Annotated in this window: 27 protein-coding genes; 8 read left to right on the forward strand and 19 right to left on the reverse strand. The window is 67.5% G+C overall.

Annotation, left to right across the window (positions count from 1 at the left end; genetic code table 11):
* Position 1 precedes the first annotated feature (1 nt).
* From HW466_RS19460 to HW466_RS19510, 11 genes are all read right to left on the reverse strand, one after another.
* Positions 2 to 619, reverse strand: coding sequence for a sigma-E factor negative regulatory protein (locus HW466_RS19460; RefSeq protein ID WP_059502868.1), 618 nt, complete (start codon positions 617 to 619; stop codon positions 2 to 4).
* Between the two features lie 88 nt (positions 620 to 707).
* The gene (rpoE, locus tag HW466_RS19465; protein ID WP_006752490.1) at positions 708 to 1307 is read right to left on the reverse strand and encodes an RNA polymerase sigma factor RpoE; all 600 of its coding nucleotides are present in this window, start codon (positions 1305 to 1307) and stop codon (positions 708 to 710) included.
* A 91-nt stretch (positions 1308 to 1398) separates the two neighbouring features.
* On the reverse strand, positions 1399 to 1863 hold the full coding sequence (locus HW466_RS19470; RefSeq protein ID WP_059545204.1) for a protein YgfX: 465 nt from the start codon (positions 1861 to 1863) through the stop codon (positions 1399 to 1401).
* A 12-nt stretch (positions 1864 to 1875) separates the two neighbouring features.
* Positions 1876 to 3108, reverse strand: a complete 1233-nt coding sequence (gene fabF, locus HW466_RS19475) for a beta-ketoacyl-ACP synthase II (RefSeq protein WP_059447964.1) — start codon at positions 3106 to 3108, stop codon at positions 1876 to 1878.
* Between the two features lie 162 nt (positions 3109 to 3270).
* A complete protein-coding gene (acpP, locus tag HW466_RS19480) occupies positions 3271 to 3510 on the reverse strand; it encodes an acyl carrier protein (RefSeq protein WP_004197638.1) in 240 nt (79 codons plus the stop codon).
* 144 nt (positions 3511 to 3654) lie between these two features.
* Positions 3655 to 4404, reverse strand: coding sequence for a 3-oxoacyl-ACP reductase FabG (fabG, locus tag HW466_RS19485; protein WP_059447963.1), 750 nt, complete (start codon positions 4402 to 4404; stop codon positions 3655 to 3657).
* Between the two features lie 36 nt (positions 4405 to 4440).
* The gene (gene fabD, locus HW466_RS19490) at positions 4441 to 5373 is read right to left on the reverse strand and encodes an ACP S-malonyltransferase (RefSeq protein ID WP_059545202.1); all 933 of its coding nucleotides are present in this window, start codon (positions 5371 to 5373) and stop codon (positions 4441 to 4443) included.
* 85 nt (positions 5374 to 5458) lie between these two features.
* Positions 5459 to 6448, reverse strand: a complete 990-nt coding sequence (locus HW466_RS19495) for a beta-ketoacyl-ACP synthase III (protein ID WP_059447961.1) — start codon at positions 6446 to 6448, stop codon at positions 5459 to 5461.
* A complete protein-coding gene (gene plsX, locus HW466_RS19500) occupies positions 6449 to 7555 on the reverse strand; it encodes a phosphate acyltransferase PlsX (RefSeq protein ID WP_059447960.1) in 1107 nt (368 codons plus the stop codon). It abuts the gene before it with no gap.
* 129 nt (positions 7556 to 7684) lie between these two features.
* Positions 7685 to 7864 carry a 50S ribosomal protein L32 gene (gene rpmF, locus HW466_RS19505; protein WP_006051932.1) on the reverse strand — a complete coding sequence of 60 codons (180 nt, stop codon included), beginning with the start codon at positions 7862 to 7864 and terminating at the stop codon, positions 7685 to 7687.
* A 98-nt stretch (positions 7865 to 7962) separates the two neighbouring features.
* Entirely contained in the window at positions 7963 to 8598 is a 636-nt protein-coding gene (locus tag HW466_RS19510; RefSeq protein WP_059447959.1) for a YceD family protein, read from the reverse strand.
* A 253-nt stretch (positions 8599 to 8851) separates the two neighbouring features.
* Here HW466_RS19510 and HW466_RS19515 point away from each other — a divergent pair, with 253 nt between their 5' ends.
* Both HW466_RS19515 and HW466_RS19520 read left to right on the forward strand, forming a co-directional pair.
* Positions 8852 to 9481 (forward strand): Maf-like protein, encoded by a 630-nt coding sequence (locus HW466_RS19515; RefSeq protein ID WP_059502876.1) that lies wholly within the window; start codon positions 8852 to 8854, stop codon positions 9479 to 9481.
* Positions 9478 to 10200, forward strand: coding sequence for an SAM-dependent methyltransferase (locus HW466_RS19520; RefSeq protein ID WP_059447957.1), 723 nt, complete (start codon positions 9478 to 9480; stop codon positions 10198 to 10200). Before HW466_RS19515 ends, HW466_RS19520 begins: the two co-directional genes overlap by 4 nt.
* 73 nt (positions 10201 to 10273) lie before the next feature.
* On the opposite strand, the gene HW466_RS19525 is transcribed toward HW466_RS19520, so the two are convergent.
* The 4 genes from HW466_RS19525 to HW466_RS19540 are packed head-to-tail and all read right to left on the reverse strand — an operon-like array spanning position 10274 to position 13355.
* A complete protein-coding gene (locus HW466_RS19525) occupies positions 10274 to 11266 on the reverse strand; it encodes a S49 family peptidase (protein ID WP_059545196.1) in 993 nt (330 codons plus the stop codon).
* Positions 11267 to 11278: 12 nt separating this feature from the next.
* On the reverse strand, positions 11279 to 11689 hold the full coding sequence (locus HW466_RS19530) for a Rieske (2Fe-2S) protein (protein ID WP_059502881.1): 411 nt from the start codon (positions 11687 to 11689) through the stop codon (positions 11279 to 11281).
* Complete coding sequence (locus tag HW466_RS19535; protein WP_059502883.1) at positions 11686 to 12345, reverse strand: HAD-IA family hydrolase; 660 nt, start codon at positions 12343 to 12345, stop codon at positions 11686 to 11688. Before HW466_RS19535 ends, HW466_RS19530 begins: the two co-directional genes overlap by 4 nt.
* 5 nt (positions 12346 to 12350) lie before the next feature.
* The gene (locus tag HW466_RS19540; RefSeq protein ID WP_059447953.1) at positions 12351 to 13355 is read right to left on the reverse strand and encodes an RluA family pseudouridine synthase; all 1005 of its coding nucleotides are present in this window, start codon (positions 13353 to 13355) and stop codon (positions 12351 to 12353) included.
* Between the two features lie 724 nt (positions 13356 to 14079).
* Between HW466_RS19540 and HW466_RS19545 the strand changes: the two genes are divergently transcribed.
* From HW466_RS19545 to HW466_RS19570, 6 genes are all read left to right on the forward strand, one after another.
* Entirely contained in the window at positions 14080 to 17217 is a 3138-nt protein-coding gene (locus HW466_RS19545; protein WP_174905764.1) for an Rne/Rng family ribonuclease, read from the forward strand.
* Positions 17218 to 17348: 131 nt separating this feature from the next.
* Positions 17349 to 18461: a GTP 3',8-cyclase MoaA gene (gene moaA / locus HW466_RS19550; RefSeq protein ID WP_059502887.1), complete on the forward strand. Its 1113-nt coding sequence runs from the start codon at positions 17349 to 17351 to the stop codon at positions 18459 to 18461.
* Between the two features lie 29 nt (positions 18462 to 18490).
* Positions 18491 to 19108: a molybdenum cofactor guanylyltransferase MobA gene (gene mobA / locus HW466_RS19555; RefSeq protein ID WP_059848628.1), complete on the forward strand. Its 618-nt coding sequence runs from the start codon at positions 18491 to 18493 to the stop codon at positions 19106 to 19108.
* A gap of 105 nt (positions 19109 to 19213) precedes the next feature.
* Positions 19214 to 20509 (forward strand): molybdopterin molybdotransferase MoeA, encoded by a 1296-nt coding sequence (gene moeA / locus HW466_RS19560; RefSeq protein ID WP_060347922.1) that lies wholly within the window; start codon positions 19214 to 19216, stop codon positions 20507 to 20509.
* Between the two features lie 37 nt (positions 20510 to 20546).
* Positions 20547 to 20822, forward strand: coding sequence for a hypothetical protein (locus HW466_RS19565; RefSeq protein WP_006476519.1), 276 nt, complete (start codon positions 20547 to 20549; stop codon positions 20820 to 20822).
* A complete protein-coding gene (locus HW466_RS19570) occupies positions 20819 to 21304 on the forward strand; it encodes a GNAT family N-acetyltransferase (RefSeq protein WP_059447948.1) in 486 nt (161 codons plus the stop codon). Before HW466_RS19565 ends, HW466_RS19570 begins: the two co-directional genes overlap by 4 nt.
* Positions 21305 to 21401: 97 nt before the next feature.
* On the opposite strand, the gene HW466_RS19575 is transcribed toward HW466_RS19570, so the two are convergent.
* From HW466_RS19575 to HW466_RS19590, 4 genes are all read right to left on the reverse strand, one after another.
* Entirely contained in the window at positions 21402 to 22880 is a 1479-nt protein-coding gene (locus HW466_RS19575; RefSeq protein ID WP_151004835.1) for a DNA recombination protein RmuC, read from the reverse strand.
* Positions 22877 to 23866, reverse strand: coding sequence for a 2-hydroxyacid dehydrogenase (locus HW466_RS19580; RefSeq protein ID WP_151004837.1), 990 nt, complete (start codon positions 23864 to 23866; stop codon positions 22877 to 22879). Before HW466_RS19580 ends, HW466_RS19575 begins: the two co-directional genes overlap by 4 nt.
* 81 nt (positions 23867 to 23947) lie before the next feature.
* A complete protein-coding gene (locus tag HW466_RS19585; RefSeq protein WP_059447946.1) occupies positions 23948 to 25378 on the reverse strand; it encodes a sodium:proton antiporter in 1431 nt (476 codons plus the stop codon).
* Positions 25379 to 25430: 52 nt separating this feature from the next.
* Positions 25431 to 26093, reverse strand: a complete 663-nt coding sequence (locus HW466_RS19590) for a LutC/YkgG family protein (protein ID WP_151004839.1) — start codon at positions 26091 to 26093, stop codon at positions 25431 to 25433.
* Positions 26094 to 26109 lie beyond the last annotated feature (16 nt).

The following is a 26109-nucleotide window of genomic DNA, read 5'->3' on the forward strand; positions in this document are numbered from 1 at the left end:
TTTATTGGCCTGGCGTGGTGGTCACGGCAGCGCGGATCAGCGGCATCGAGCCCGTGACGACGGGCTGCTGCGCGAATTGCTGGTGCGCTTCAAGGTATTGGTCGAGACTTGCGTCGCGGATGATGTTGACGTCCTGCAGGCCCGGCTGCGCCGATGCCTGCGCAACCGTCACGCGCTGCAGGTTGCCGCTCTGCGGTGCGCCTGTCGATGCGACCTGGACGGCGCCCGGCGCACCCGCCGTCTGCATCTGCGGAACGACGATCCACGTCAGCGTGGCGGCCGCGGCGGCCACCGCGAACGCGGGCACGACCCGCCGGCGCAGCGACAGCAGCTTGCGCGCGACCGGCGCGGCGGCCGGCGCGAGCAGGTGCGGCTCGCTTTCGAGCGCGGCCGACATGCGCGCGGTGAACGCGGCACTCAGTGCGGGCGACAGCGCGAGCTCGTCCGAGCGCAGCGCATCGCCGATCAGGTGGTAATGGGCCCACGCAGCGCGATCCGCGCGGTCGAGCTCAGCCAGAAACTGCCCGTGATCCGGGCCGTCGAACAGTTCACCGTCGACCAGAGCGGAAAGGCGCTCGCCGCGCGAGCACGCTTGCGACTGCGTATTGACCGACCCCATGATGCTCCCCATCTTGCACACACCCCGTCGTGACTTCACGACTCTATCCGTAACTAGACCCCGACCCGCGTCGTTGCACCCGTCGCGCTTACCAGCGCTTGCCTTCGGGTGTATCGAGCAGCGGACGCAATTTTGCAGCGATTGCCTCGCGTGCCCGGAAGATCCGCGACCGGACCGTCCCGATCGGGCAATCCATCATTTCCGCGATCTCTTCGTAGCTCAGGCCCTCGATCTCGCGCAGCGTGATCGCCTGGCGCAGCTCTTCGGGCAGCACGGCCATTGCAGCGTTGACCGTCTCGGCAATCTGCTTGCTCATCAACATCGACTCAGGCGTGTTGATATCCCTTAGTTGGTCTGCGTCGGAGAAAGTTTCCGCTTCCTCGGCATCGGCCTCGGTGGAGGTCGGTGCCCGGCGGCCCTGCGTCGCAAGGTAGTTCTTCGCCGTATTGACGGCAATCCGGTACAACCACGTGTAGAACGCGGACTCGCCGCGAAATTGCGGCAGCGCACGATACGCCTTGATGAACGCGTCCTGGGCCACATCCTCGACCTCGGCGGGATCCCGCACGAGGCGCGAGATCAGCCGAATGATCTTGCGGTGGTATTTGGAGACCAGGAGTTCGAACGCTGCCTTGTCGCCCTTCTGTACGCGCTCGACCAGAGCCTGATCGATTTCTTTTTCACTCACCTGACAAATCCGTTAACTAGGGATGCAACGCGGAGCGTTATTGTAGCGTTCCGGCGCCGGCCGCTGGTTACGGTCGGTAACCGTGTCGCCGTCATGCCCGCGCCGCCGCGCCCGCGGTACGCGCCAGCACGGACAGCGCGCTGAACGACGCGGCGTCGAGCGCGTCGGCCGGAATCAGCAGCGGCCGCGCACGCCGGGCGCCCTGCCCGACCGACAGCACGAGCAGCACGCTGCTCCAGTGTGCATGGCCGGTCACGCGGCCCCGGGCCAGCAAGCGCCCGGTGCGGCCAAACGCCGCAATCTCCCCGAATGCATCGATCTGCAGCTCGGCCGGCAGCCGGCGGGCACACGCCCGTGCGGCACACACGGCAAGCAGCGCAGCCGTCACCGCGGACACGCATGCGCCGGCGGCGGCACCGGCCCGCGGCGCCCAGAACAGGTACGCGGACGCGGCGGCCGCCGCGACGAACACGGCCAGCACGACATACGACACGGCCGAGGCCCGCAACGCAAAACGCTGCGGACGCCCGGCCGGAGCATCGAATGGACTCGTCAAGCGATTTCAGCGTCAGACGCGCTTGAACACCAGCGTGCCGTTGGTACCGCCGAAGCCGAAGTTGTTCTTCACGGCAACGTCGATCTTCATGTCACGCGCGGTGTTTGCGCAGTAATCGAGATCGCACTCGGGGTCCTGGTTGAAGATGTTGATGGTCGGCGGCGACACGTTGTTGTGCAGCGCGAGCACCGTGAACACCGACTCGAGACCGCCCGCGCCACCGAGCAGGTGGCCCGTCATCGACTTCGTCGAGTTCACGACCATCTTGTACGCGTGCTCGCCGAAGGCCGCCTTCACCGCATCGGACTCGTTCTTGTCGCCGAGCGGCGTCGACGTGCCGTGCGCGTTCAGGTACTGGACCTCGTCCGGATTCACGCCGGCATCGCGCAGTGCCGCGACCATGCAGCGGCGCGGGCCGTCCATGTTCGGCGCGGTCATGTGATACGCGTCGCCCGTCATGCCAAAGCCCGAGACTTCCGCATAGATCTTCGCGCCGCGCGCCTTCGCCGCTTCGTACTCCTCGAGCACCATCACGCCCGCGCCTTCGCCCAGCACGAAGCCGTCGCGGTCCTTGTCCCACGGACGGGACGCGGTGGCCGGATCGTCATTGCGGGTCGACAGCGCACGCGCTGCCGCGAAACCGCCGATGCCCAACGGAGACACCGTCGACTCCGCGCCGCCGGCGACCATCACGTCGGCGTCGCCGGCCTGGATCAGGCGCGCCGCGAGGCCGATGCTGTGCAGACCGGTCGTGCAGGCCGTCACGGCCGCGAGGTTCGGGCCCTTCAGGCCGAACATGATGCTCAGGTGGCCCGAGATCATGTTGATGATCGAACCCGGCACGAAGAACGGCGAAATGCGACGTGCGCCGCGATCGACGTAGGTCTGGTGCGTGTCTTCGATCATCGGCAGGCCGCCGATGCCGGAGCCGACCAGCACGCCGATGCGTTCAGCATTGGCTTCGTTCACTTCGAGGCCGCTGTCCCGCATCGCCTGGACGCCGGCTGCGATGCCGTAATGGATGAACGTATCCATGTTCCGGGCTTCCTTCGCCGGGATGTACTCCTCGGCGTTGAAACCCTTCACTTCGCCCGCGAAATGGCACGCGAGGTTCGACGCATCGAACTTGGTGACGGTGGCGATGCCGGACTTGCCGGCGACGAGATTGGCCCAGCCGTCGGCAACATTATTGCCAACAGGCGAAATCAGCCCCAGGCCTGTAACGACAACACGACGGCGGCTCACGGTAACCTCTTTTCCATTGGATGACAAAAGCAAAAGCCACAGTGGCCACAGGAACCAGCCCTGCGAGCCCTGTGGCTGTTAGTCCGTCCGGCGCGGTTGCCGGCAGGATGGCGCGTCAAACGCGAAGATCGCGGCGACGTGGCAGACAAGCGCGAAAGGCGCTTACGCCTTGACGTTTGCGCGAGCGTAGTCGATCGCTTGCTGAACGGTCGTGATCTTCTCTGCTTCTTCGTCCGGGATTTCCATGCCGAACTCGTCTTCGAGCGCCATCACCAGTTCAACCGTGTCGAGCGAGTCCGCGCCCAGATCGTTCACGAACGATGCTTCGTTCTTGATCTCGGCTTCTGCGACGCCCAGTTGCTCAGCGACGATCTTCTTGACACGTTGTTCGATGTTATCCATTACCCCTCCGAGGGAAAGTTCAGATTTACAAGTGCGCGCATTTTATCAGGTTTGCTGACGCCAAAACGCGCGTTGGCTTGATGGTCGATCAAGCGCCGATCCGCCTGAAAAACGGGATACGGCGCGGATGGTAAACGAAAACCGTTACGACATGTACATGCCGCCGTTCACGTGCAGCGTCGTGCCGGTGATGTAACCGGCCTGCGGCGATGCGAGGAACGCGACGGCATGGGCGATGTCTTCCGGGCTGCCGAGGCGGCCGAGCGGAATCTGGGTCTTGAGCGCGGCCTGCTGTTCTTCCGGCAGCGTCTTCGTCATGTCGGTATCGATGAAGCCCGGCGCCACACAGTTCACCGTGATGCCGCGGCTGCCGATCTCGCGCGCGAGCGCGCGCGTCATGCCCGCGACGCCGGCCTTCGCGGCCGCGTAGTTGGCCTGCCCCGGGTTGCCGGCCGAGCCGACCACCGACGTGATGTTGATGATGCGCCCGCCACGGGCCTTCATCATCGGACGCAGCACTGCGCGCGACAGGCGGAACACCGACTTCAGGTTGGTGTCGATCACCGCGTCCCAGTCCTCGTCCTTCATCCGCATCGCGAGCTGGTCCTGCGTGATCCCGGCGTTGTTGACGAGCACGTGCAGCGCGCCGAATTCCTTCACGGTCGCGTCGATCAGCGCTTCGGCTGCCGCCGCGTCGTTGACGTTCAGCACCGCGCCGCGCCCGGTCACGCCTGCTTGCTCGAACCCCGCGGTAATCGCGGCGGCGCCCGATTCGCTCGTCGCCGTGCCGATCACCGTCGCGCCCAGGCGCGCGAGTTCGAGCGCGATCGCCCGGCCGATGCCGCGCGACGCGCCGGTCACGATCGCGACCTGTTTATCGAGAGTCTTTTCCATGAATCGAATATCCGTCTCTTGAGGAAAGGCGCCGCTTCAGGCGGCCGCCAGCTTCAGTGCTTCGTCGAGCGAAGCCGGATCGAACACCGATGCGCCGACCAGGTTGCCGTCGATGCGCTTGGTCAGGCCCGCCAGCACCTTGCCCGGACCGCACTCGATCACGTGCGTGACGCCCGTGCCCGCGATGTGCTGCACGCACTCGACCCAGCGCACCGGGCCCGCGGCCTGGCGCACCAACGCGTCCTTGATCGCGGCCGGATCGCTGACCACCGCGACGTCGATGTTGTTGACCACCGGAATCTGCGGCGCCTTCACGTCGACGCTCGCGAGATAGTCGCGCAGCTGGTCCGACGCCGGCTTGAGCAGCGACGAATGGAACGGAGCCGACACGGGCAGCGGCAGCGCGCGCTTCGCGCCCTTTGCCTTCGCGATCTCGCAGGCCTTCTCGACGGCCGCCTTCGCGCCCGCGATCACGACCTGCGCCGGCGCGTTGAAGTTCACGGCTTCGACGACGCCCGCCTGCGCGGCTTCGGCACACACCGCGCGCACCGTGTCGTCGTCGAGACCCAGGATCGCGGCCATGCCGCCCTCGCCGACCGGCACGGCCGTCTGCATCGCCTGCGCGCGAAAGCGCACGAGCGGCACCGCGTCCTTGAACGCGATCGCGCCCGCGGCGACGAGCGCCGTGTATTCGCCGAGGCTGTGACCCGCGACGATCGACGGTGCCGGGCCGCCGGCCTGCTGCCATGCGCGATAGCACGCGTAGGCAGCCGTCAGCATCACGGGCTGCGTGTTCGTGGTCAGATTCAGTTCTTCGGCCGGACCTTCGGCGATCAGTTTGCCGAGATCCTGATTGAGTGCATCGGATGCTTCCTGGAGCGTCTCGCGCACGACAGCCAGATCGGCGAATGCGTTGAGCATGCCGACCGATTGCGAGCCCTGCCCCGGAAAAACGAATGCAAATTTCATATCGTCCCCAATTGAATCGATTCGGACGGCGCGCGCGAACGGCGCGCCGGTTCGGGATCCGCGCGCAGCAAGTGCGCGCCGCGGATCAGTAGCGGAAGACGGATGCGCCCCACGTGAAGCCGCCGCCGACGCCCTCGATCAGCACGTGCTGACCGCGCTGGATGCGGCCGTCGCGCACCGCGGCGTCGAGCGCGAGCGGGATCGATGCAGCCGACGTGTTGCCGTGCTGATCGACCGTCACGACCATGCGCTCCTGCGGCAGGCCGAGCTTGCGGCAGGTGCTGGTCATGATGCGGATGTTGGCCTGGTGCGGAATCAGCCAGTCGATCTGCTCGGGCGCGAGATTCGCCTTGGCGAGCGCCTCGATCGCGACCTTTTCGAGCACGTTCACCGCGAGCTTGAACACGGCCTGCCCGTCCATGTGCAGGAACGCGCTGCCGTCGATCACGCCGCGATTGACGTTGCCCGGCGTGCAGAGGATGTTCGAATAGCTGCCGTCAGCATGCAGCGCGCTGCCGAGCACGCCCGGCTCTTCCGACGCCGACAGGATCACCGCGCCCGCGCCGTCGCCGAACAGCACGCAGGTCGTGCGGTCCTTGAAATCGAGAATGCGCGAGAACGTCTCGGCGCCGACGATGAGCGCCGTGCGATGCTGGCCGCTGCGAATGAAGCTGTCGGCCGTCGCCATCGCATACGCGAAGCCCGAGCACACAGCCTGCACGTCGAATGCCGCGCCGCCGTTCTTGATGCCGAGCTTGTTCTGCAGCAGGCACGCCGTGCTGGGGAACACGAAATCGGGGGTCGAAGTCGCGACGATGATCAGGTCGATCGACTGCGGATCGATGTCGGCCGCCTCGATCGCTCGACGCGACGCTTCGAGCGCGAGATCGCTCGTCGTGACGTCCGGTGCGGCGAAGTGACGCGCATGGATGCCCGTGCGCGCAACGATCCACTCGTCGCTCGTCTCGATGCCTTCCTTCGCGAGACGATCGGCGAGCTGCTGGTTCGTGACGCGGTCGGGCGGCAGGTAGCTGCCCGTGCCGAGCACGCGGGAATAGAGAGTCGATTGGGCCATTTATGCTTTAGAGGATTGCGCAGCGGAAGGTTCGGCGTGATGGCCTGCGGCCGGGCTCGTCTGGCCCGCGCCGCCCGCGTCGTGTTCGCCGTCGCCGAGCGACGCCGAATTGTCTGCCATCGCGCGCGTGAGGCGCTCCAGCACGCCGTTTTTGACGGCATCATACCCGCGTTTGATCGCCCACTCAAACGCGTACGCGTCGGCCGAACCGTGGCTTTTGATCACCAGGCTCTTCAGTCCCAGCAGCGCCGCGCCGTTGTACTGGCGGTGATCGACGCGCTTCTTGAAGCGCATCAGCACCGGCAGTGCGAGCAGCGCCATCAGCTTCGACATCAGCGAGCGGCCGAACTCTTCGCGGATGATGTCGGACAGCATCTGCGCGAGCCCTTCGGACGTCTTCAGCGCGACGTTGCCGACGAAGCCGTCGCAGACGATCACGTCGACGGTGCCCTTGTAGATGTCGTTGCCTTCCACGTTGCCGCGGAAATTCAGCGTGCTGGCGCGCAGCAGTTCACCCGCGCGCTTGATCGTCTCGTTGCCCTTGATGACCTCTTCGCCGATGTTCAGCAGGCCGATCGTCGGACGCTCCTTGCCCTCGAGCGCGGCGACGAGCGCATGGCCCATCTCCGCGAACTGCAGCAGGTGCTGCGGCTCGCAGTCGACGTTCGCGCCGAGGTCCAGCATCATCGTGTAGCCGGTCGGGTTCGGCAGCGCGAACGCGATCGCGGGCCGCTCGATGCCGGGCAGCGTCTTGAGCACATAACGGGAAACGGCCATCAGCGCGCCGGTGTTGCCGGCGGAGATACAGGCCTGGGCCGCGCCTTCCTTGACGTGGTTGAGCGCGACACGCATCGAAGAATCCTTCTTCTTGCGCAGCGCCACTTCGACAGGGTCGTCCATCGCCACGACTTCGGTGGCGGGCACGATGGTCAGCGCGGGATCGTCGAGGGCTTTCAGCTTTTTCAGCTGAGCGCGGATCGCGCTGTCGATGCCGACGAGCATCAGGTGCGCATCGGAATGTGCGCGAACGAACTTGACTGCCGCGGGAACGGTCACGGACGGGCCGTGGTCGCCTCCCATGCAATCGATTGTGAGCTTTACGGTCATGGAATGCGACGAATTTCAGGCACAAAAAAGCGGCAGTTGAATGCCGCCTTTTTGTTGAGCCAGGAAAGTGTCAAGCGAACCAGTTGTCACGCGAACGGCGATCGTAGCGCGCAACGCGTGACTTGACGCTTAGTCGTTCTTCGTCTTGACGACTTTCTTGCCGCGATAGTAGCCGTTCGGGCTGACGTGGTGACGCAGGTGCACTTCACCCGTGCTCGGCTCGACTGCCAGCGGCGCTGCCGTCAGGAAATCGTGCGAACGATGCATGCCGCGCTTCGACGGCGACTTCTTGTTTTGCTGGACTGCCATGACTAACTCCTAAATAATTTTCCGGATTCTAACACAGCCCGATCCGGCGCTTAACTACCCTGGCCCAAAGCCCTTACGCCTTCCCGCGCCACAACTGCTTAGTGTTTCTTGCCGCCGTCCCCGTCCTTCTTCAGCGCTTGCAGCGCCGCGAACGGATTCGGCCGTTTGCCTTCGTCCTCGTCTTCGGCGGACTCGTCGTCCGCGTCTTCCGAAGGACCGCTCGCACCCGACACGAGGCTTTCGTGAACTGCCGGGCAAACCTCGTGCTTGGGCACGAGCGGCAACGAAAGCAGCAACTCCTCTTCGATCAAGTCGACGAGATCGAACTGGCGCGAGCCCACGATCACATCGGCTTCATCGTCGTCGAGCGGAAATTCTTCAGCTTCTTCTTCGGTCGTAACGACCCGGTACGTCATGTCGACGTCGAACGTCTGGTCGTACGGGGTCATGCAGCGCTGGCACGTGAGCCACGCATGGCCGTGCACCGCGAGACGCAGATACGGCTGCTGCCCATCGGCGCCGTCGTCCTGCAACTCCTTCTGGGTGAACCCTTCGGCCTGCCACGTGAAGACCGTGTCGCGATCGGGCGCGTCAGCCGGCACTTCGTTCAGCATGCGCGGCAGCTGCGACAGGCGCACGGCACCGGCTGCCTGCCGCCCGCTGCGGGCGAATTCGAACAGGTCGACTGCGTGCGGATCAAGCGATGCCGCAGGTTTGCCAGAAGAAGTGTTCATGTTGCGCTCCTGCCTACAGGCTGACTGCGGGATCCGGCTTGTGGCGCCGCACTTTCGGCGCCGCGCACGTGCGCGATCTACGCCGCGTACGATTACGTACTTTACTTCCGAAGACCCGGCAGGCGCCACCGCAGTGAAAGCCTGCCGACGAAAAGCGGGAAAGCATACCTGTTTTACCTTTTGCGGTCAATCACTTATGCTTGCGCCCTCGCAACACCGCGCCACACCTGACGACTCATCGACCCAACCGACCATGCCGGATACCGTTTGCCGCCCGCCGCGGCTGATTCTCGCCTCCAGTTCCCGCTACCGCCGCGCGCTCCTCGAGCGCCTCGGCCTGCCGTTCGACGTCATGTCGCCCGACCTCGACGAAACCCCGCTCGCAGGCGAAACGCCGGCCGCGACCGCGCTGCGTCTCGCCGGCGCGAAGGCGCGCGCGGTCGCCGCGACGATCGATGCGCCGGACGGCGTGCTCGTGATCGGGTCGGACCAGGTCGCGACGTTCGACGGCCGCCAGATCGGCAAGCCCGGCACGCACGAGCGCGCGCTCGCACAGCTCCTGTCGATGCAGGGTCGCGACGTCGAATTCCACAGCGCGCTCAGCCTGTATGACAGCCGCACGGGCGAAAGCTGGAGCGAGGACGTCGTCACGCACGTGCGCTTCCGCTCGCTGCCCGAAGCCGAACTCGACGCGTACTTGCGCGCGGAAACGCCGTACGACGTCGCCGGCAGCGCGAAGTCCGAAGGGCTTGGCATCGCGCTGCTGGATGCCATCGACTCGAACGACCCGACGGCGCTCGTCGGCCTGCCGCTGATCGCGCTCACGCGGATGCTGCGCGACGCGGGCTATCCGCTCTTTGCCACCCACGGAGACCGCGCATGACCGCCGGCACGCTCTACCTTGTCCCGAACACGCTCGGCGAAGGCGATGCATCGATGCTCGCCGCCGTGCTGCCCGCCGCCGTGCAGGCGCGCGCCGGCACGCTCGGCTATTACATCGGCGAAAACGCGAAAACGACCCGCGCGTTCCTGAAGAAGATCGGCACGACGCGGCCGATCCAGGAAATCGAGATCCGGGAACTGAACGTCAATACGCCGGCCGGCGAGATCGACCGGCTGCTCGCACCGGTGCTCGCAGGCGCGGACGCCGGGCTCGTGTCCGAGGCGGGCTGCCCCGCCGTTGCCGATCCTGGCGCGCTGCTGGTCCGCCGCGCGCACGAGCGCGGCGTGAAGGTCGTGCCGCTCGTCGGGCCGAGCTCGATCCTGCTCGCGCTGATGGCCTCGGGCCTGAACGGCCAGAGTTTCGCGTTCAACGGCTATCTGCCGGTCGATGCGGCCGCGCGCGCGAAACGCCTGCGCGAACTCGAGCAATTGTCGCGCAAGGCACGCCAGACGCAGATATTCATCGAGACGCCGTACCGGAATCACGCGATGCTCGATACGCTCGTCGCCACCTGTGCGCCGTCGACGCAGATCTGCGTCGCGGCCGATCTGACCCTCGAGACCGAGACCATCGCCAGCCGCTCGGTGGCCGACTGGAAAAAGGCGCCTGCGCCGAATCTGCACAAGCGCCCCGCCATCTTCCTGCTGCTCGCGAACTGAGCTCCGCACCGAACGCAGCGCTGGCGGCACGGGGCGCCGTGCCCCGATCGCCGCGGTGGCGGCCGGCCGCCGCTCAGCGCAGGCCGAACGAGGCGCCGCCTGCGGTCAGCGCCTTCATCGCGGCACCGCCGACCGCCGCGCCGAACTTGCGCGCAACGCGATTCGTCAGGCTTTCCTTCACCGTGTAGTCGACGAGATCCGGCGCCTTCAGCACGTCGCGGGCAACCGTGTCGGTCGTGCCATAGCCGTCGGCGAGCCCGAGTTCGACGCTCTTCTCGCCCGTCCAGAACAGGCCCGAGAACATGTCGGGCGTCTCGTGCAGCCGCTTGCCGCGGCCATCCTTCACCGCCTTGATGAACTGCGCATGAACCTGGTCGAGCAGCGCCTGCGCATGGGCATCCATCTTCGGCGTCTCGGGCGAGAACGGGTCGTAGAAGCCCTTGTTTTCGCCCGACGTGTGCAGGCGGCGATCGATGCCCAGCTTGCCCATCAGGCCCGTGAAGCCGAACCCGTCCATCAGCACGCCGATCGAGCCGACGATACTCGCCTTGTCGACGAAGATCTTGTCGGCGGCGGACGCAATGTAATAGCCGCCCGATGCGCACATGTCCGTTACGACGACGTATAACGGCTTGTCCGGATACTTCTTGCGCAGCCGGCGGATCTCGTCATAGACCATTCCCGCCTGCACCGGGCTGCCGCCCGGGCTGTTGATCCGCAGCACGACGCCGGCCGTGCCGCTGTCGTCGAAAGCGGCGTCCAGCGCCGTATTGATGTCGTCGGCGTTCGCGTTGGTGCCCGCCGCGATCTCGCCGTCGATCGTCACCAGCGCCGTATGGCGCCCGCTCGACGCGAATTTCGAGTCGCTCGAGAAATCGATCAGCGCGAACGCGAGCAGCACGAATACGCCGAGGAACGCAAAGCGGAAGAAGATCTTCCACCGTCGCGCGGCGCGCTGTTCCTTGACGGCCGCCAGCGCGATCCGCTCGAGCGCTGCACGCTCCCAGTTCGGTTCGCGGCTGTCGGGACGGGACGAGGAATCGGGGATGTTCGGTTGGTCGGCCATGCAGTAATGTCTTCAGTCGGTCGTGGCGGAAGGGGGCGCAGCGGCAGGCCCCAGGTCGGCATCCGGTACCCAGAATACCGCACGCCCGTCCGGCGTGTCGCGCTCGTCGACCTCGACCGGCCGCAGGCGGCCGCCGCGGCACGGGCCGCCGACACACTTTCCGGTATCAGGCGCGTAGATCGCGCCGTGCGTCGCGCACATCAGGTACAGGCCCGACGACTCGAAGAACTGCCCTTCTGCCCAGTCGAGCTCCATCGGCACGTGCGCGCAGCGGTTCAGGTAACCGTACGCACGACCCTCGTAGCGCACGAAGAACACGACCGCCTGCTCGCCGCGCAACGACGCGTCGACACGCACGCCGGCGCCGCCGTCGGCCAGCGCGTCCGATGCGCACACACGCACCGCTTCCCGCGCCGTGCTCATGCGTGCTCCCGCAGCCACGCCGCCAGCGCGCCGACGTCCGGCGCGACGAAGCGCGGCGTCAGCGCGGCCAGCGCATCGGCCGTGTGCGCGCCGTACGACACGCCGATGCCGGCGGCCCCGGCGCTGGCGGCCATCTGCAGGTCGTGCGTGGTGTCGCCGATCATCACGGTACGCGCAAGATCCTGCCCCAATTCGCGGGACAGTTCATGCAGCATCGCCGGGTGCGGCTTCGAGAACGTCTCGTCCGCGCAGCGCGTCGCATCGAACAGGCTCGTCAGCTTCGACTGGTCGAGCACGCGGTTCAGCCCGACCCGGCCCTTGCCGGTCGCGACCGCGAGCAGATAACCCGTGTCGCGCAATTCCGCGAGCAGTTCGCGCACGCCGGCGAACAGCTCGATGCGCTGATCGTCCAGCAAATAGTGATAGCGGTAGCGTTCGGCAAGCCGCGAATAATCGGAAGGATCGAGGGTCGGTGCCGTAATCTGCAACGCATCGCGCAGGCCGAGGCCGATCACGTAGCGGGACGCCTCGTCCGACGGCGCGGGCAGACCGAGATCGCGGCACGCGGCCTGGATGCTGTGCGCGATGTGCGCAGTCGAATCCATCAGCGTGCCGTCCCAGTCGAAGACGATCAGGTCAAATTGCTGTCGGGCCATGCGAGTCAGGCGGTATCGCGCAGAGCGCGGAGTTGATCGAGGAAGCGCCGGCATTCGTCCGGCAGCGGCGCGTCGAACTGCAGCGCCTCGCCGGTCAGCGGATGCGCGAGCTTCAGCCGGTACGCATGCAGGAACATCCGTTTGAGCGACGGCTGTGCGTTCGCGCGCGCCAGCGCCTTGTTCAGTGCGAAGTCGCCGTACTTGGCGTCGCCGGCGATCGGCAGGCCGAGATGCGCGAGATGCACACGAATCTGATGGGTCCGACCCGTCTTGAGTTCCGCCTCGACCAGCGCATAGTCCGGCCAGCGCTCGATCAGGTTGAACACCGTATGCGACGGCAGGCCGTCGTCCTGCACGCGCACGCGCCGCTCGCCTTCCGGGGTCGAATACTTGAACAGCGGCGCCTTCACCGCACGCCGACGCCCCCAGTCGGGCTGCCATTCGCCATGCCCGCACGCGAAGTAGCGCTTGTCCATCCGGTTCTCGCGGATCTGCTCGTGCAGGCCGACGAGCGCCGAGCGCTTCTTGGCGAGCATCAGGATCCCGGAGGTCTCGCGGTCGAGCCGATGCACGAGTTCGAGGAATTTCGCGCGCGGACGCGCCTGGCGCATCTGCTCGATCACGCCGAACGCGACACCGCTGCCGCCGTGCACCGCGACGCCGGCCGGCTTGTTGATGACGAGCATCGCATCGTCTTCGTACAGCACGTCGAACTGCGCGGGCGGCACGACCGGCGTGTCGGCACGCGCGAGATCGGCCGCCGCCACGCGCACGGGCGGCACGCGCACGACGTCGCCGAACGCGAGGCGATACTGGGCGTCGACCCGACCCTTGTTTACGCGCACTTCCCCGCTGCGCAGGATCCGGTAAATATGGCTTTTGGGCACGCCTTTACAGACGCGCAACAGGAAGTTGTCGATCCGCTGACCGGCCGAGTTTTCGTCGATCTGGATCATCGATACCTGGCCGCTTGCGACTGAATTCTGGGATATTTTGCCTAACTCATTCATACTGAATATAATTTTGCCCAGCCTGACGTTGAGGGTGGCCTGACAGGCCGGCCCCGACGGAATCGGGCAAGGCGCAAGCGCAAACTGCTATTTTACTTGCGCCGGGGGTCCGCTGCTCGCCCCTAATCAAAGAGATGCAGCAAGTTGCACGCACGGCGCCGCCCGTCGGCAAGGATCGCGCCCACAGGCGGATTCGGTCGGCAAGGCGCCGCGGTAACGGAAAGTTGGTTGAAAAGAATTTGATCGGCAGCCCGGCGGCGTGAAGTACGTCCGCAGGCTGCCGGTTGCGAAAATTACGGCGTTGCGCCCGATTTGGCCCCGCGAAGCGTGCGGGGCTTGGCGACGTCAAACCAGGGAAGTACACCCCAGGCGGGAAAGTCGGGCTGGATTCGATACTCCCCGCTGCGGCCCAAGCCGCAGCATCTGCCGCCCGTCGGCGCGCGCGACGCATTGCGCGCGCCCCGTGGCAGTGCCCCGGTCTCAGGCTTAGCGCGCTTTCGCAGCGTGCGGTGTGTGGACGCCGTGCTTTGAAGCCGTGTTCGCAAGTGCCCTATGGCCGCCGGCCCCGTGTTTCGGGCCCAAGCGCCTCTTCAGGCAATTCTCCCCGCCATCCTTCCCGCTCCAGCGTGCTCGTGACAACACAACAAGGCGCGGCCTGCCGTCGTTCCCGCCCTCGCGACTGACAACCGCGAGGCGCCGGCAGCAGAGCCGCCTGGAGTCGTTCATGAAACGCATGCTGTTCAATGCGACGCAGCAGGAGGAGCTGCGCGTCGCCATCGTCGATGGGCAAAAGCTCATCGACATCGACATCGAAACAGCCGGGCGCGAACAGCGCAAAGGCAATATCTACAAAGGTGTCGTGACCCGCATCGAGCCGTCGCTCGAAGCGTGCTTCGTCAACTACGGCGAAGACCGCCACGGCTTCCTGCCGTTCAAGGAAGTCGCCCGTCAATACTTCAAGGAAGGCATCGACATGCGCTCCGCGCGCATCCAGGATGCCCTGCGCGAAGGCCAGGAGCTGATCGTCCAGGTCGAGAAGGAAGAGCGCGGCAACAAGGGCGCCGCCCTCACGACCTTCATCTCGCTCGCCGGCCGCTACCTCGTGCTGATGCCGAACAACCCGCGCGGCGGCGGCGTGTCGCGCCGGATCGAAGGCGACGAGCGTCAGGAACTGCGCGAAACCATGGCGCAGCTGCAGATTCCGGACGGCATGAGCATGATCGCCCGCACCGCGGGCATCGGCCGCAGCGCCGAGGAACTGCAGTGGGACCTGAACTACCTGCTGCAGCTGTGGCGCGCGATCGAAGCGGCATCGCAAAGCGGCAACGCTGGCCAGCCGATGCTGATCTATCTGGAATCGAGCCTCGTGATCCGCGCGATCCGGGACTATTTCCAGCCCGATATCGGCGAAATCCTGATCGACACGACCGAGATCTACGATCAGGCCCGTGCGTTCATGGACATCGTGATGCCGGACAACGTGTCGAAGGTGAAGCGCTACCACGACGACGTGCCGCTCTTCTCGCGCTTCCAGATCGAGCACCAGATCGAGACCGCATATTCCCGCACGGTGCCGCTGCCGTCGGGCGGCGCGATCGTGATCGACCACACCGAAGCGCTCGTCGCGATCGACGTGAACTCGGCGCGTGCGACCAAGGGCGCGGACATCGAGGAAACGGCGACCCGCACGAACCTCGAAGCGGCGGACGAAGTGGCCCGCCAGCTGCGCCTGCGCGACCTCGGCGGCCTGATCGTGATCGACTTCATCGACATGGAGTCGGCAAAGAGCCAGCGCGAAGTCGAGCAACGCCTGAAGGACGCGCTCAAGCACGACCGTGCGCGCGTGCAGATGGGCAAGATCTCCCGCTTCGGCCTGATGGAACTGTCGCGCCAGCGCCTGCGCCCGGCCCTGTCGGAAGGCAGCCACGTGACGTGCCCGCGCTGTAACGGCACCGGCCACATCCGCGATACCGAATCGTCCGCGCTGCAGGTGCTGCGGATCATTCAGGAAGAAGCAATGAAGGAAAACACCGCGGCGATCCACTGCCAGGTGCCGGTCGAGGTGACCGCCTTCCTGCTCAACGAAAAGCGTCAGGAAATCAACAAGATCGAGTCGCGCTTCAAGGTCGGCATCGTGCTGATCCCGAACAAGCACCTCGATACGCCGCACTACAAGCTCGAGCGCCTGCGCCATGACGACGCGCGCCTCGACGATCCGCGTGCATCCTGGAAGATGGCCGAGGAAGCCGCCCGCGAACTGGAGTCGGAAACCGGCTACAGCAAGCGTGCGGCGGACGTGAAGCCGAAGCAGGAAGCTGCGGTCAAGGGCATCACGCCCGAGCGTCCGGCACCGAGCCCGGCACCGCAGCGTCCGGTCGAGCCGGTCGCGGCGCCGGCACCGGTCGCCGCGGCGAGCGGCGGTTTCATTGGCTGGCTGAAGGGTCTGTTCGGCATGTCGCCGGCTCCGGCGCCCGCGCCGGTCGCACCGGCACCGGCGAAGGAACAGGCCGCCCGCCCGGCGCGCGAGCGGACCGAGAAGACCGAGCAGCGCGGCGGCGATCGCAATCGCAACCGCCGTGGCGGCGCCCAGCAGGCTCAGGGCGGCCGCGACCAGGTAGCGGCCGGCCGTGGCCAGTCGCAACGCCAGGAACGCGAAGGCAAGGAAGCGCGCGAGCCGCGTGAACCGCGCGAGGGTCGCGAACCGCGTGAAGGCCGCGAGCCGCGCGAAAGCCGTGAAGGTCGCGAAGGTCGCGAGGGCCGCGGTCCGCGCGAAGGTCGCGAACCGCGTGAGGCCCGCGAGCCGCGTGAACCGCGCCAGAACCGCGAACCGCGCGAACGCACCGAGCAGCCGGAAGCCGTCGAGGCAGCTGGCAGCGGCGAGCGCCAGGAACGCGGCGAACGTCGCGAGCGCGGCGAGCGCCGCAAGCCGACGCAACACGCGGCAACGCTCGAAACCGTCACCCGTGGCGAGAACCATCCGGAGGCGGAAACCGCCCAGGCCGCAGCCGTCGCCCTGCCGGGCGCCGATGCAGCAGCCGACGCGGAAGCCGGCGCACGTGACGGCGAGGAACGTCGCCGCCGCCGCCGCGGTCGCCGTGGCGGCCGCCGCGAGCGCGAGGACGAAGGCGCAGTGGTCGACCACGCCGAGCAAGGCGCGGACGGCGAAGCCGTCGTGCAGGCCGTGACGACGGAAGCCCCGAGCGCTGCCGAGCCGGTTCATACGGCCGCACCGGTCGCGGTGGCAGCCGGCGCCGCTGCCGGCGCCGCCGTTGCCGAAGCAGCCGTGGCTGAAGCAACCACACCGGTCGCGGCCGAGCCGCAGCCGGCACCGGTTCGCGTCGAAGCGACGCCGGTCGCGCCGCTCGAGCCCGCCGTCGTCGCACCGGCAGCCGAACCGGCACCGGTCGTGCCGGCTGTCGCTCAGGAAGCCGGCCCGGCTCCCGTCGCGGTGTCGCCGACCGATGCGTTCGAAGTGCCGGCCGCGCCGGCCGTCGTCGAAGCGCCGCAGTCCGCGCCCGTCGAGCAAGCCGCCCCGGCACCGGTCGTCGCAGCCGAAGCGGCTCCGTCCGCCGTCGAACCGGCTCACGTCGAACCGGCGCGTGTCGAAACTGCGCCGGCCGAGGCCGTTGCCGCACCGGCACCGGCGCCCGTGCAACCGGTCGCGCCGCCCGCTTCGACGAGCCTCGATGTCGTGCTGCAACAAGCCGGCCTCGTGTGGGTGAACACCGACGCCGACAAGTTCCGCGCGGCCCAGGAAGCCGCGTCGCGCCTGCCGCGCGCGGTCCGCGTCCCGCGCGAACGCAAGCCGCTGCCGCCGGTCGACACGACACCGATGCAGCAGGTCGAGACGTCGCGGCATTAAGCGGCGGATCGCCCGACCAGGAAAAGCCCGCCTCCGGCGGGCTTTTCCATTTCCGCGCTGCGGGTTTCCGCCCACCGGCCCGGCCAGCCGCTTGCGGCTAAAATAAAAGCTTGGCTCGCACTTCTTTGAACATGTCCCGACGCATCATTCCTCTCGCCGACGTCAGCGGGATGCCGGATATCTCCGGTGTCGCGCATCTCCCCGACGGCGCCTTGGCCGACAGGTTCGCCAGGCCGTTGCGCGACCTGCGCATCTCGGTGACGGACCGCTGCAACTTCCGCTGCGTGTATTGCATGCCGCGAGACGTGTTCGACAAGAATTACCCGTTCCTGCCGCACAGCGCGCTGCTCACGCACGAGGAGATCGAGCGCGTGGCGCGGCTGTTCGTCGCCCACGGCGTCGAAAAGATCCGGATCACCGGCGGCGAACCGCTACTGCGCAAGAACCTCGAATTCCTGATCGAGCGCCTCGCACGCCTGACGACCCATGACGGCCGCCCGCTCGACCTGACGCTGACCACCAATGGCTCGCTGCTCGCGCGCAAGGCGCGCGCACTGAAGGACGCCGGCCTCACGCGCGTGACGGTGAGCCTCGACGCGCTCGACGATACGCTGTTCAAGCGCATGAACGATGCCGACTTCGCGAGCGCCGACGTGCTCGACGGCATCTTCGCCGCGCAGGCCGCGGGGCTCGCGCCGGTCAAGGTCAACATGGTCGTGAAGCGCGGCACCAACGATGGCGAAATCCTGCCGATGGCCGAGCGCTTCCGCGGCACCGGCGTGATCCTGCGTTTCATCGAATACATGGACGTCGGCACGTCGAACGGCTGGAACATGACCGAAGTGCTGCCGTCCGCGGACGTCGTCGCACGCATCGCCGAACGGTTCCCGCTCGTGCCGCTCGAGCCGCACACGGCGGCGGAAACCGCGCAGCGCTGGGGCTATGCGGACGGCAGCGGCGAAATCGGCGTGATCTCGAGCGTCACACAGGCATTCTGCGGCGACTGCACGCGCGCGCGGTTGTCGACCGAAGGCAAGCTGTACCTGTGCCTGTTCGCGTCGACCGGCCATGACCTGCGCGCCCTGGTGCGCGGCGGCGCGAGCGATGCGGAAATCGCGACCGCGATCGCCCGGATCTGGCAGGCCCGCACCGACCGCTATTCGCAGCTGCGCGGCAGTGCGTCCGCCGACGCGGCGCCCAACGGTGCCGGTAAGCGCGTCGAAATGTCGTACATCGGCGGCTGACGCGCGCCCGCCTCCGCCGATTCCCCGTGATGTCCACTTCCGCGTCGCCTTCCGTCACCGGCCTGCTGCTCGCGGGCGGCCGCGCGACGCGCATGGACGGCGCCGACAAGGGCCTGCAACTGCTCGACGGTACGCCGCTTGCGCTGCACGTGCTGCGCCGGCTTTCGCCGCAGGTCGACGAGATGCTGATCAGCGCGAATCGCAACGCCGATCGCTATGCCGAGCTCGGTGCGCCGTTCGACGCGCGCATCGTGCCGGACGACACACCCGATTTTCCCGGCCCGCTCGCCGGTCTGCTTGCCGGCATGCGGGCGGCGCGCGCACCGCTCGTCGCGTGCTCGCCGTGCGATACGCCCTATTTGCCGACCGACCTCGTCGCGCGGCTGCTCGCGGCACTCGACGCACATCAGGCCGACATCGCGATGGCGGTGACCGTCGACGCGCAACAGGCACGTTCGCCGCAGCCGACGTGCGCGCTGCTGCGCACGTCGCTCGCCGACGATCTCGCGGCCGGACTCGCGGCCGGCGAGCGCAAGGTGCGTGCGTGGTACGCACGCCACAAGACGGTCGAAGTCGAGTTTTGCGACGAGCGTGCGTTTTACAATGCCAACTCCTGGCAGGAACTCGCCGCGCTTGCCCGCCGCTGACGGCGCCGGCATCCGTTCCCGCCCGCCGCATGCGCCTTCGCGCTCCGGCGCCCTGCGCGCGCCACCGGCCACGAACCCGATACGCCTTGCGGCGCAGTCAGACTGATGATCACGCAATCCTCGCCCGCCTCCCGAACCGCACCCGATTCCGCTGCCCCGTTGTCGCTCGCCGATGCGCAGGCGCTCGCGTGCCGGTTCGCGGTGCCGGTCGCCGCGTGCGACACGGTGAGGCTGCATGACGCGCTCGACCGCGTGCTGGCAGCCGACGTGATTGCGCCGTTCGACATTCCCGCGTACGACAACTCGGCGATGGACGGCTATGCATTCGACGGCAGCGCATACGCGCCCGCATCGGCCGCCGACATCGCGCTGACGGTCGCCGGCACGGCGTTGGCCGGCCATCCGTTCGATGGAGCCGTGGCGCCCGGTGCATGCATCCGCATCATGACCGGCGCGCCGATGCCGGCCGGATGCGACACGGTCATTGCGCAGGAACACGTGCGCGTCGACGGCGATGTCATCCGCTTCGCCGCGCGCGACATCACACGCGGCGCAAACTGCCGCCGCGCCGGCGAGGATCTGGCGCGCGGCGCCCGCGCGCTTGCCGCCGGCCGCGTCCTGCGCCCGTCCGATCTCGGCCTGCTCGCGTCGTTCGGATTGGGCGAAGTCACGGTGCGTCGCCGCGTGCGCGTCGCCGTGTTCTCGACCGGCGACGAACTGCGCGAACCCGGCGAGCCGCCCGCCCGCGGCACGCTGTACGACAGCAATCGCGCGATGCTGGTCGCGATGCTCGAAAAGCTGCACATCGACGCGCTCGATCTCGGCATCGTCCGCGACGATCCGGCGGCGCTCGAACGCGCGTTGCGCGATGCCGCCGCCGCTCACGCAGACGCGGTGATCACGTCGGGCGGTGTGTCGGTCGGCGAAGCCGATTTCACGCGCGACGTGATGGCGCGGCTGGGCGACGTGACCTTCGCGAGTCTCGCGCTGCGCCCCGGCCGGCCGCTCGCGTGCGGCACGCTCGCGCGCGACGGCGGCGGCGCGGGCCGCGTGCTGTTCTTCGGGCTGCCCGGCAATCCGGTCGCCTCCGCCGTGACGTTCCATGCGATCGTGCGCCCCGCGCTGCTGACGCTGGCCGGCGCGCATGTGCCGCCGCCGGCGATGTACACGGCACGCAGCACGCAGGCGCTGAAAAAGCGCCCGGGCCGCACCGAGTACCTGCGCGCGATCGCGACGCGCGACGCCGACGGCCAGTGGCTTGTCGCGCCGGCTGGTTCGCAGAGTTCCGCATCGCTGAGCGGCCTCGCGGCCGCCAACTGTTTCATCGTCCTGGGCCACGATTGCGCGACAGTCGACGCGGGCGCCCCGGTCGACATCCTGCCGCTCGACGGCTCGATCTGAATTCCAATCGGTATATCTCTACGGGGGCAATCCGCACATGAAGAAACAAATCTCGTCGATCGCCGCGGGGCAGACCGCAAAGGCGCTGATCCTCGTCTACCTGACGTTCAGCGTGCCGATCGTGCTGCTCGGCATCCTGGTCGCGTACATCCGTTACGGGATGGTCGAACTGAGCACGATCCTGAGCGCGCTGCTGCTGAACGCGATCCTCGGTTTCGTGCTGCTGTGGATCGCCTGCCACGCGTACAACTGGGTCGCGTCGCGCTTCGGCGGCATCGAGATCGTGCTGTCCGATCCGCCGGAGGAAGCGTGAGCGTCACGCCGCTGATCCGCGCTGCCGAAACGCGCGACGTCGGCGCAATCCTCGCGCTGATGCGAGAGCTGGCCGAATTCGAGAAGCTCACGCACCTGTTCGTCGCGAGCGATGCCGATCTGGCCGACGCGCTGTTCGGCGAGCGCCCGGCCGCCGAGGCGCTGGTGGCCGAGCGCGATGGTGCGATCGTCGCGTACGCGCTGTTCTTTCACAATTATTCGACGTTCCTCGGCAGGCGCGGCCTGTATCTCGAGGATCTGTACGTCCAACCGTCGCAGCGCGGCACGGGCCTCGGCACCGCGATGCTGCAACACCTCGCGGCACTCGCCGTCGAGCGCCGTTGCGCCCGCTTCGAATGGTCGGTGCTCGACTGGAACCAGCCGGCGATCGACTTCTACGAGAAAATGGGCGCGACCGTGCTGCCGGAATGGCGCATCGTGCGCGTCACCGGGGATGCGCTGAACACGCTCGCCGCACGCTGAATGCAACCGGCCACGCGCCGGTCGTTGCTGCAAAGGAAAACGGGCGCCGCGGCGCCCGTTCTTCGTTCCGGCCGGCTTCGGCCTTGCGTGCGATGCGTCATGCATCGTCGGCATCGGCACCGTCGGCCGCTTCCGCGCCGAGCAGCCCGGCCGCCGTCTCGCCCGGCAACGCCTCGACCTGCTTCAGCTTGCGGTTCATCGCGCGGGTACGCTGCTCGGCGGCCTCGATCGAGCGCGTGACCGTTTCGAGCTGCGCCTTCGTGCGCGCGAGCACATCGCCGAACTTGCCGAATTCGGTCTTCACCGCGCCGAGCACCTGCCACACCTCGCTCGAGCGCTGTTCGATCGCGAGCGTACGGAAACCCATCTGCAGGCTGTTCAGCAGCGCGGTGAGCGTCGTCGGCCCAGCTACCGTCACACGATAGTCGCGCTGCAGCAGATCGGTCAGCCCCGGGCGGCGCAGAATCTCCGCATAGAGCCCCTCGGTCGGCAGGAACAGCAGCGCGAAGTCGGTCGTATGCGGCGGCGCGACGTACTTCTCGGCAATCGTGCGCGCCTCCATCCGCACGCGCGCCTCGAGCGCACGGGCCGCGTCCTCGACCGCCACCGAATCGGCGCGCTCCTGCGCGTCGATCAGCCGCTCGTAGTCCTCGCGCGGGAATTTCGCGTCGATCGGCAGCCACACCGGCGGCGCATCGCGCGTGCCGGCTTCGCGCCCCGGCAGCCGGATCGCGAACTCGACGCGTTCGCTGCTCTTCGGCACGGTCGCGACGTTCTTCGCGTACTGGTCGGGCGTGAGCATCTGCTCGAGCAGGGCCTCGAGCTGCACCTCGCCCCACGTGCCGCGCGTCTTCACGTTGGTCAGCACCTTCTTCAGGTCCCCGACGCCGGCCGCGAGCGTCTGCATCTCGCCGAGCCCGCGGTGCACCTGCTCGAGACGGTCCGACACGAGCTTGAACGATTCGCCGAGCCGCTGTTCGAGCGTCGCATGCAGCTTCTCGTCGACGGTGCGGCGCATCTCCTCGAGCTTCGCCGCATTGTTCGTCTCGATTTCCTTCAGCCGCTGCTCGAGCGTCGCACGCACTTCGCCGATCCGGCGATCGTTGGCCTCGGTCAGTTGCGTGAGCTGACGGTTCAGCGTGTCGCCGAACAGCCGCAGCGCAACCGTCTGCTCTTCCCGCGCCTGCTGCGCCTGGCGCTGCACGCTCTCGCGCATCGCGTCGAACTGCTGCGCGTTGCCCGCGACGAGCTTGCCCAGCTGTTGCGCGAAACCCTCGATCTGATTGTTCTGCACGGTCGCGATGCTCGTCAGCTGGATCGCGAGCGTCTGCTGAAGTTGCGAGAAACTGCCAGCCAGCTCGGTGCGCGAGCCGCGCGCGTTCTCGACGATCTCGCCGCGCAGCTCGCGCTCGAGCCGCTCCACTGCAAGCGCCTGTGCGTGCGCGGCGTCCTCGATCCGGTCGCCGAGCACGGCCGCATCGTCGTGGCGGCCGCCGCCACGCACGAGCGCGACGATCGCCACCGCGAGCGCGACGGCCAGCACGACGACCGCCGCCAGCAACAACGTCGTCGTCATGCGCGCGGCTTCCCGATCACGTCAGGGTTGATCGGGTTCGGCGGCCGCCCCGCGCGCGGCCCTTCGCCGAGCGCGGCGATCAGATTGTCGGCCGCGAGGTTCGCCATCGCGCGGCGCGTCTTCTCGGTCGCGCTCGCGATGTGCGGCGTCAGCACGACGTTCGGCACCTCGAGCAGCGCCGGATGGACGCTCGGTTCGCCTTCGTAGACGTCGAGGCCGGCCGCGGCGATCGTCCCGTCGCGCAGCGCGGCGGCCAGCGCCGCGTCGTCGACGATGCCGCCGCGCGCGATGTTGGTCAGCGTCGCCGTGCGCTTCATCTTCGCGAGTTCGGCCGCGCCGATCGTGTGGTGGTTCTCCTTCGTGTACGGCAGCACGAGCACGACGTGATCGGCACGTGCCAGCAAGTCGTCCTTCGATACGTATTCGGCGTTCAGCTCGGCCTCGATCCCGGGCGCGACCCGTGACCGGTTGTGATAGATCACCTGCATCCCGAAGCCGCGCGCGCGCCGTGCGAGTGCCTGACCGATACGTCCCATGCCGATCACGCCGAGCGTCGAGCCGTAGATGTCGCTGCCGAGGAAACCGTCGTACGCCCACTTCTGCCAGTGCCCGGCGCGCAACCAGTGTTCGGATTCGGCAATCCGCCGCGCGGCGGCCATCATCAGCGCCCAGCCGAAATCCGCGGTCGATTCGTTCAGCACGTCGGGCGTGTTGGTGCCGAGCACGTTCGCGGCGTTGAACGCGGCCATGTCGAAATTGTTGTAGCCGACCGCCATGTTCGACACGACGCGCAGGCGCGGCGCCGCCGCGAGCACGGCCGCGCCGACCGGATCACCGGCCGTCAGCGCACCGTCCTTGTCCGCGAGGCGCGCGGCAAGCGCGTCGGGCGCGAGCACGTCGCCGTTGTTCCAGTCGACTTCAAAGTACTGCTCGAGCCGTTCGATCACGTCCGGAAAGATCGGACGTGCGACCAGGATCTTCTGCATCGCCATCTCCGCATGCCGCGGCCGGCACGCGGCACATCGTGCGCCGCCCAGGCCGTCCGCGCTTGGTTGAAAATCGTCAGCCTACGCCGGGAAGAAGATCCACGACGTCAGCAGGAATACAGGTACCAGGATCACGAGCGCCCAGCCGAGATAGGCAAAGAAGCTCGGCATCTTCACGCCGCGCGATTCCGCGATCGCCTTCACCATGAAGTTCGGCGCATTGCCGATGTAGCTGTTCGCGCCCATGAACACCGCCCCCGCGGAAATCGCGGCGAGCGTCGTCGCGCCCGTCGTCATCAGCGATTGCGCATCGCCGCCCGCGAGGTTGAAGAACACGAGGTAGGTCGGCGCGTTGTCGAGGAACGACGACAGCAGGCCGGTCGCCCAGAAGTACATCGCGTCGATCGGCTTGCCGTCCGGCCCCGTGACCAGATGGACGATCGGTGCGAACGCGCCGTCCGCACCCGCGCGCAGGATCACGATCACCGGCGCGATCGTCACGAAGATCCCCGCGAACAGCTTCGCGACCTCCTCGATCGGCGCCCAGTTGAACGCGTTGCCTTCGCGCGCCGAGCGCGGCGTCAGCGCGAGCGACGCGAGCGCCACGACGACCAGCGCCGCGTCGCGCACGAGATTCTGCAGCGCGACGTGCGTGCCCCACACGTCGAACGTGACGTCCGGCTTCCAGATGCCGCTCATCAGCACGAGGCCGATCACGGCCGCGAGCAGCACGAAGTTGATCTTGCCGTCGATCGACAGCGCGCCGCCGTCGGGCGTCGGGTCGAGCGCGGCCGGCCGCTCTTCGCCGGCCTTCCGGTAGAAGTACGTGTCGAGCACGAAGAACATCGTCAGCAGCACCGCGCAGATGAACAGCATCGGCAGCGCGAGATGCGTGGTCGTCCAGAAGAAGCTCACGCCATTCAGGAAGCCGAGGAACAGCGGCGGATCGCCGAGCGGCGACAGCGAGCCGCCCGCGTTCGCGACGAGGAAGATGAAGAAGATCACGACGTGCACGACGTGCTTGCGGTTATCGTTCGCGCGCAGCAGCGGCCGGATCAGCAGCATCGCCGCGCCGGTCGTGCCCATCACGCTCGCGAGCAGCGTGCCCAGCGCGAGAATCGCGGTGTTCAGCTTCGGCGTGCCGTGCAGGTTGCCGTTGACGCAAATGCCGCCGGCGACCGTATAGAGCGCCGTCAACAGCACAATGAACGGGATGTATTCCTCGAGCAGCGCATGCACGAGCGTGCCGAACGCCGTGCCGGCGCCGAACGCGAATGCGAACGGGACCAGGAACACGATCGCCCATGCCGCGGCGATCTTGCCGAAATGGTGATGCCAGAACACCGGCGCGACGAGCGGGAACATCGCGATGGACAGCAGGATCCCGGCGAACGGGATGCCCCAGAGTGCGGACAGCGTGGCACCGTCGAGCGTGGCGGCCGATGCAAGCGCGGGAACGGCGCCAAGCGCGGCTCCCGACGCCATGCCCGCCCAGGCGGCATGTCGTTTCATGCAGAACTTCCTTGTGCGAATGAGTCGAGTGAGGATGGATCAGGCGCGCACGTCATGCGCCGCGTACGACGATCGCGTGAACGCGGTACGGGCCGTGCGCGCCCAGCACGATGGTCTGCTCGATATCGCCCGTGCGCGACGGGCCCGATACGAAATTGACCGCGCGCGGCAATTCGCCGCGCTCCGCGCGAATCAGCGCGAATGCGTCTTCATGACCGGCGACGATCCGCGACGCCGGCACGATCGCGATGTGCGTCTCCGGCAGCAGCGCGGCCGATGCATAGGTGTCCGGCCCGGACAGCAGCACCAGCGAACCCGTTTCGGCGGTTGCGCAGAAGCAGCCCGTGAGGCCGACGAGATCGCCGTCGCGCGGCTTGCGACATTCGACCGACAGGCCCGCGCCGGCCCAGTCGAGCTCGGCCAGCGCGCGCCATGCAACGGCCTGCGTCGGCAGGCCGTGCGCGGAAAGATAGCGGGCCGCGGCGGCCGGCGCGTCGGCGAGTGTCGCGACTTCGTCGACCGTCGTCGACAGGCGCGCCGCTTCGTCGACGAATGCCGCGACGAGATCCGCCGGCATCGGCGGGCGCGGCCCCTCGGGATGGCGGGCGAGATAGTCGGCGACGCCGTCGCGCTCCACTGCATCGGGCTCGGGTGCGCGTCCTTGCGCCGCGCGAATGCGTGCGAGGATCTGGCGACGGGCAGCGGAAGTGTCCATGAACGGTCCTCGTGAC

Source organism: Burkholderia territorii (assembly GCF_902833055.1).
GTDB lineage: Bacteria > Pseudomonadota > Gammaproteobacteria > Burkholderiales > Burkholderiaceae > Burkholderia > Burkholderia territorii.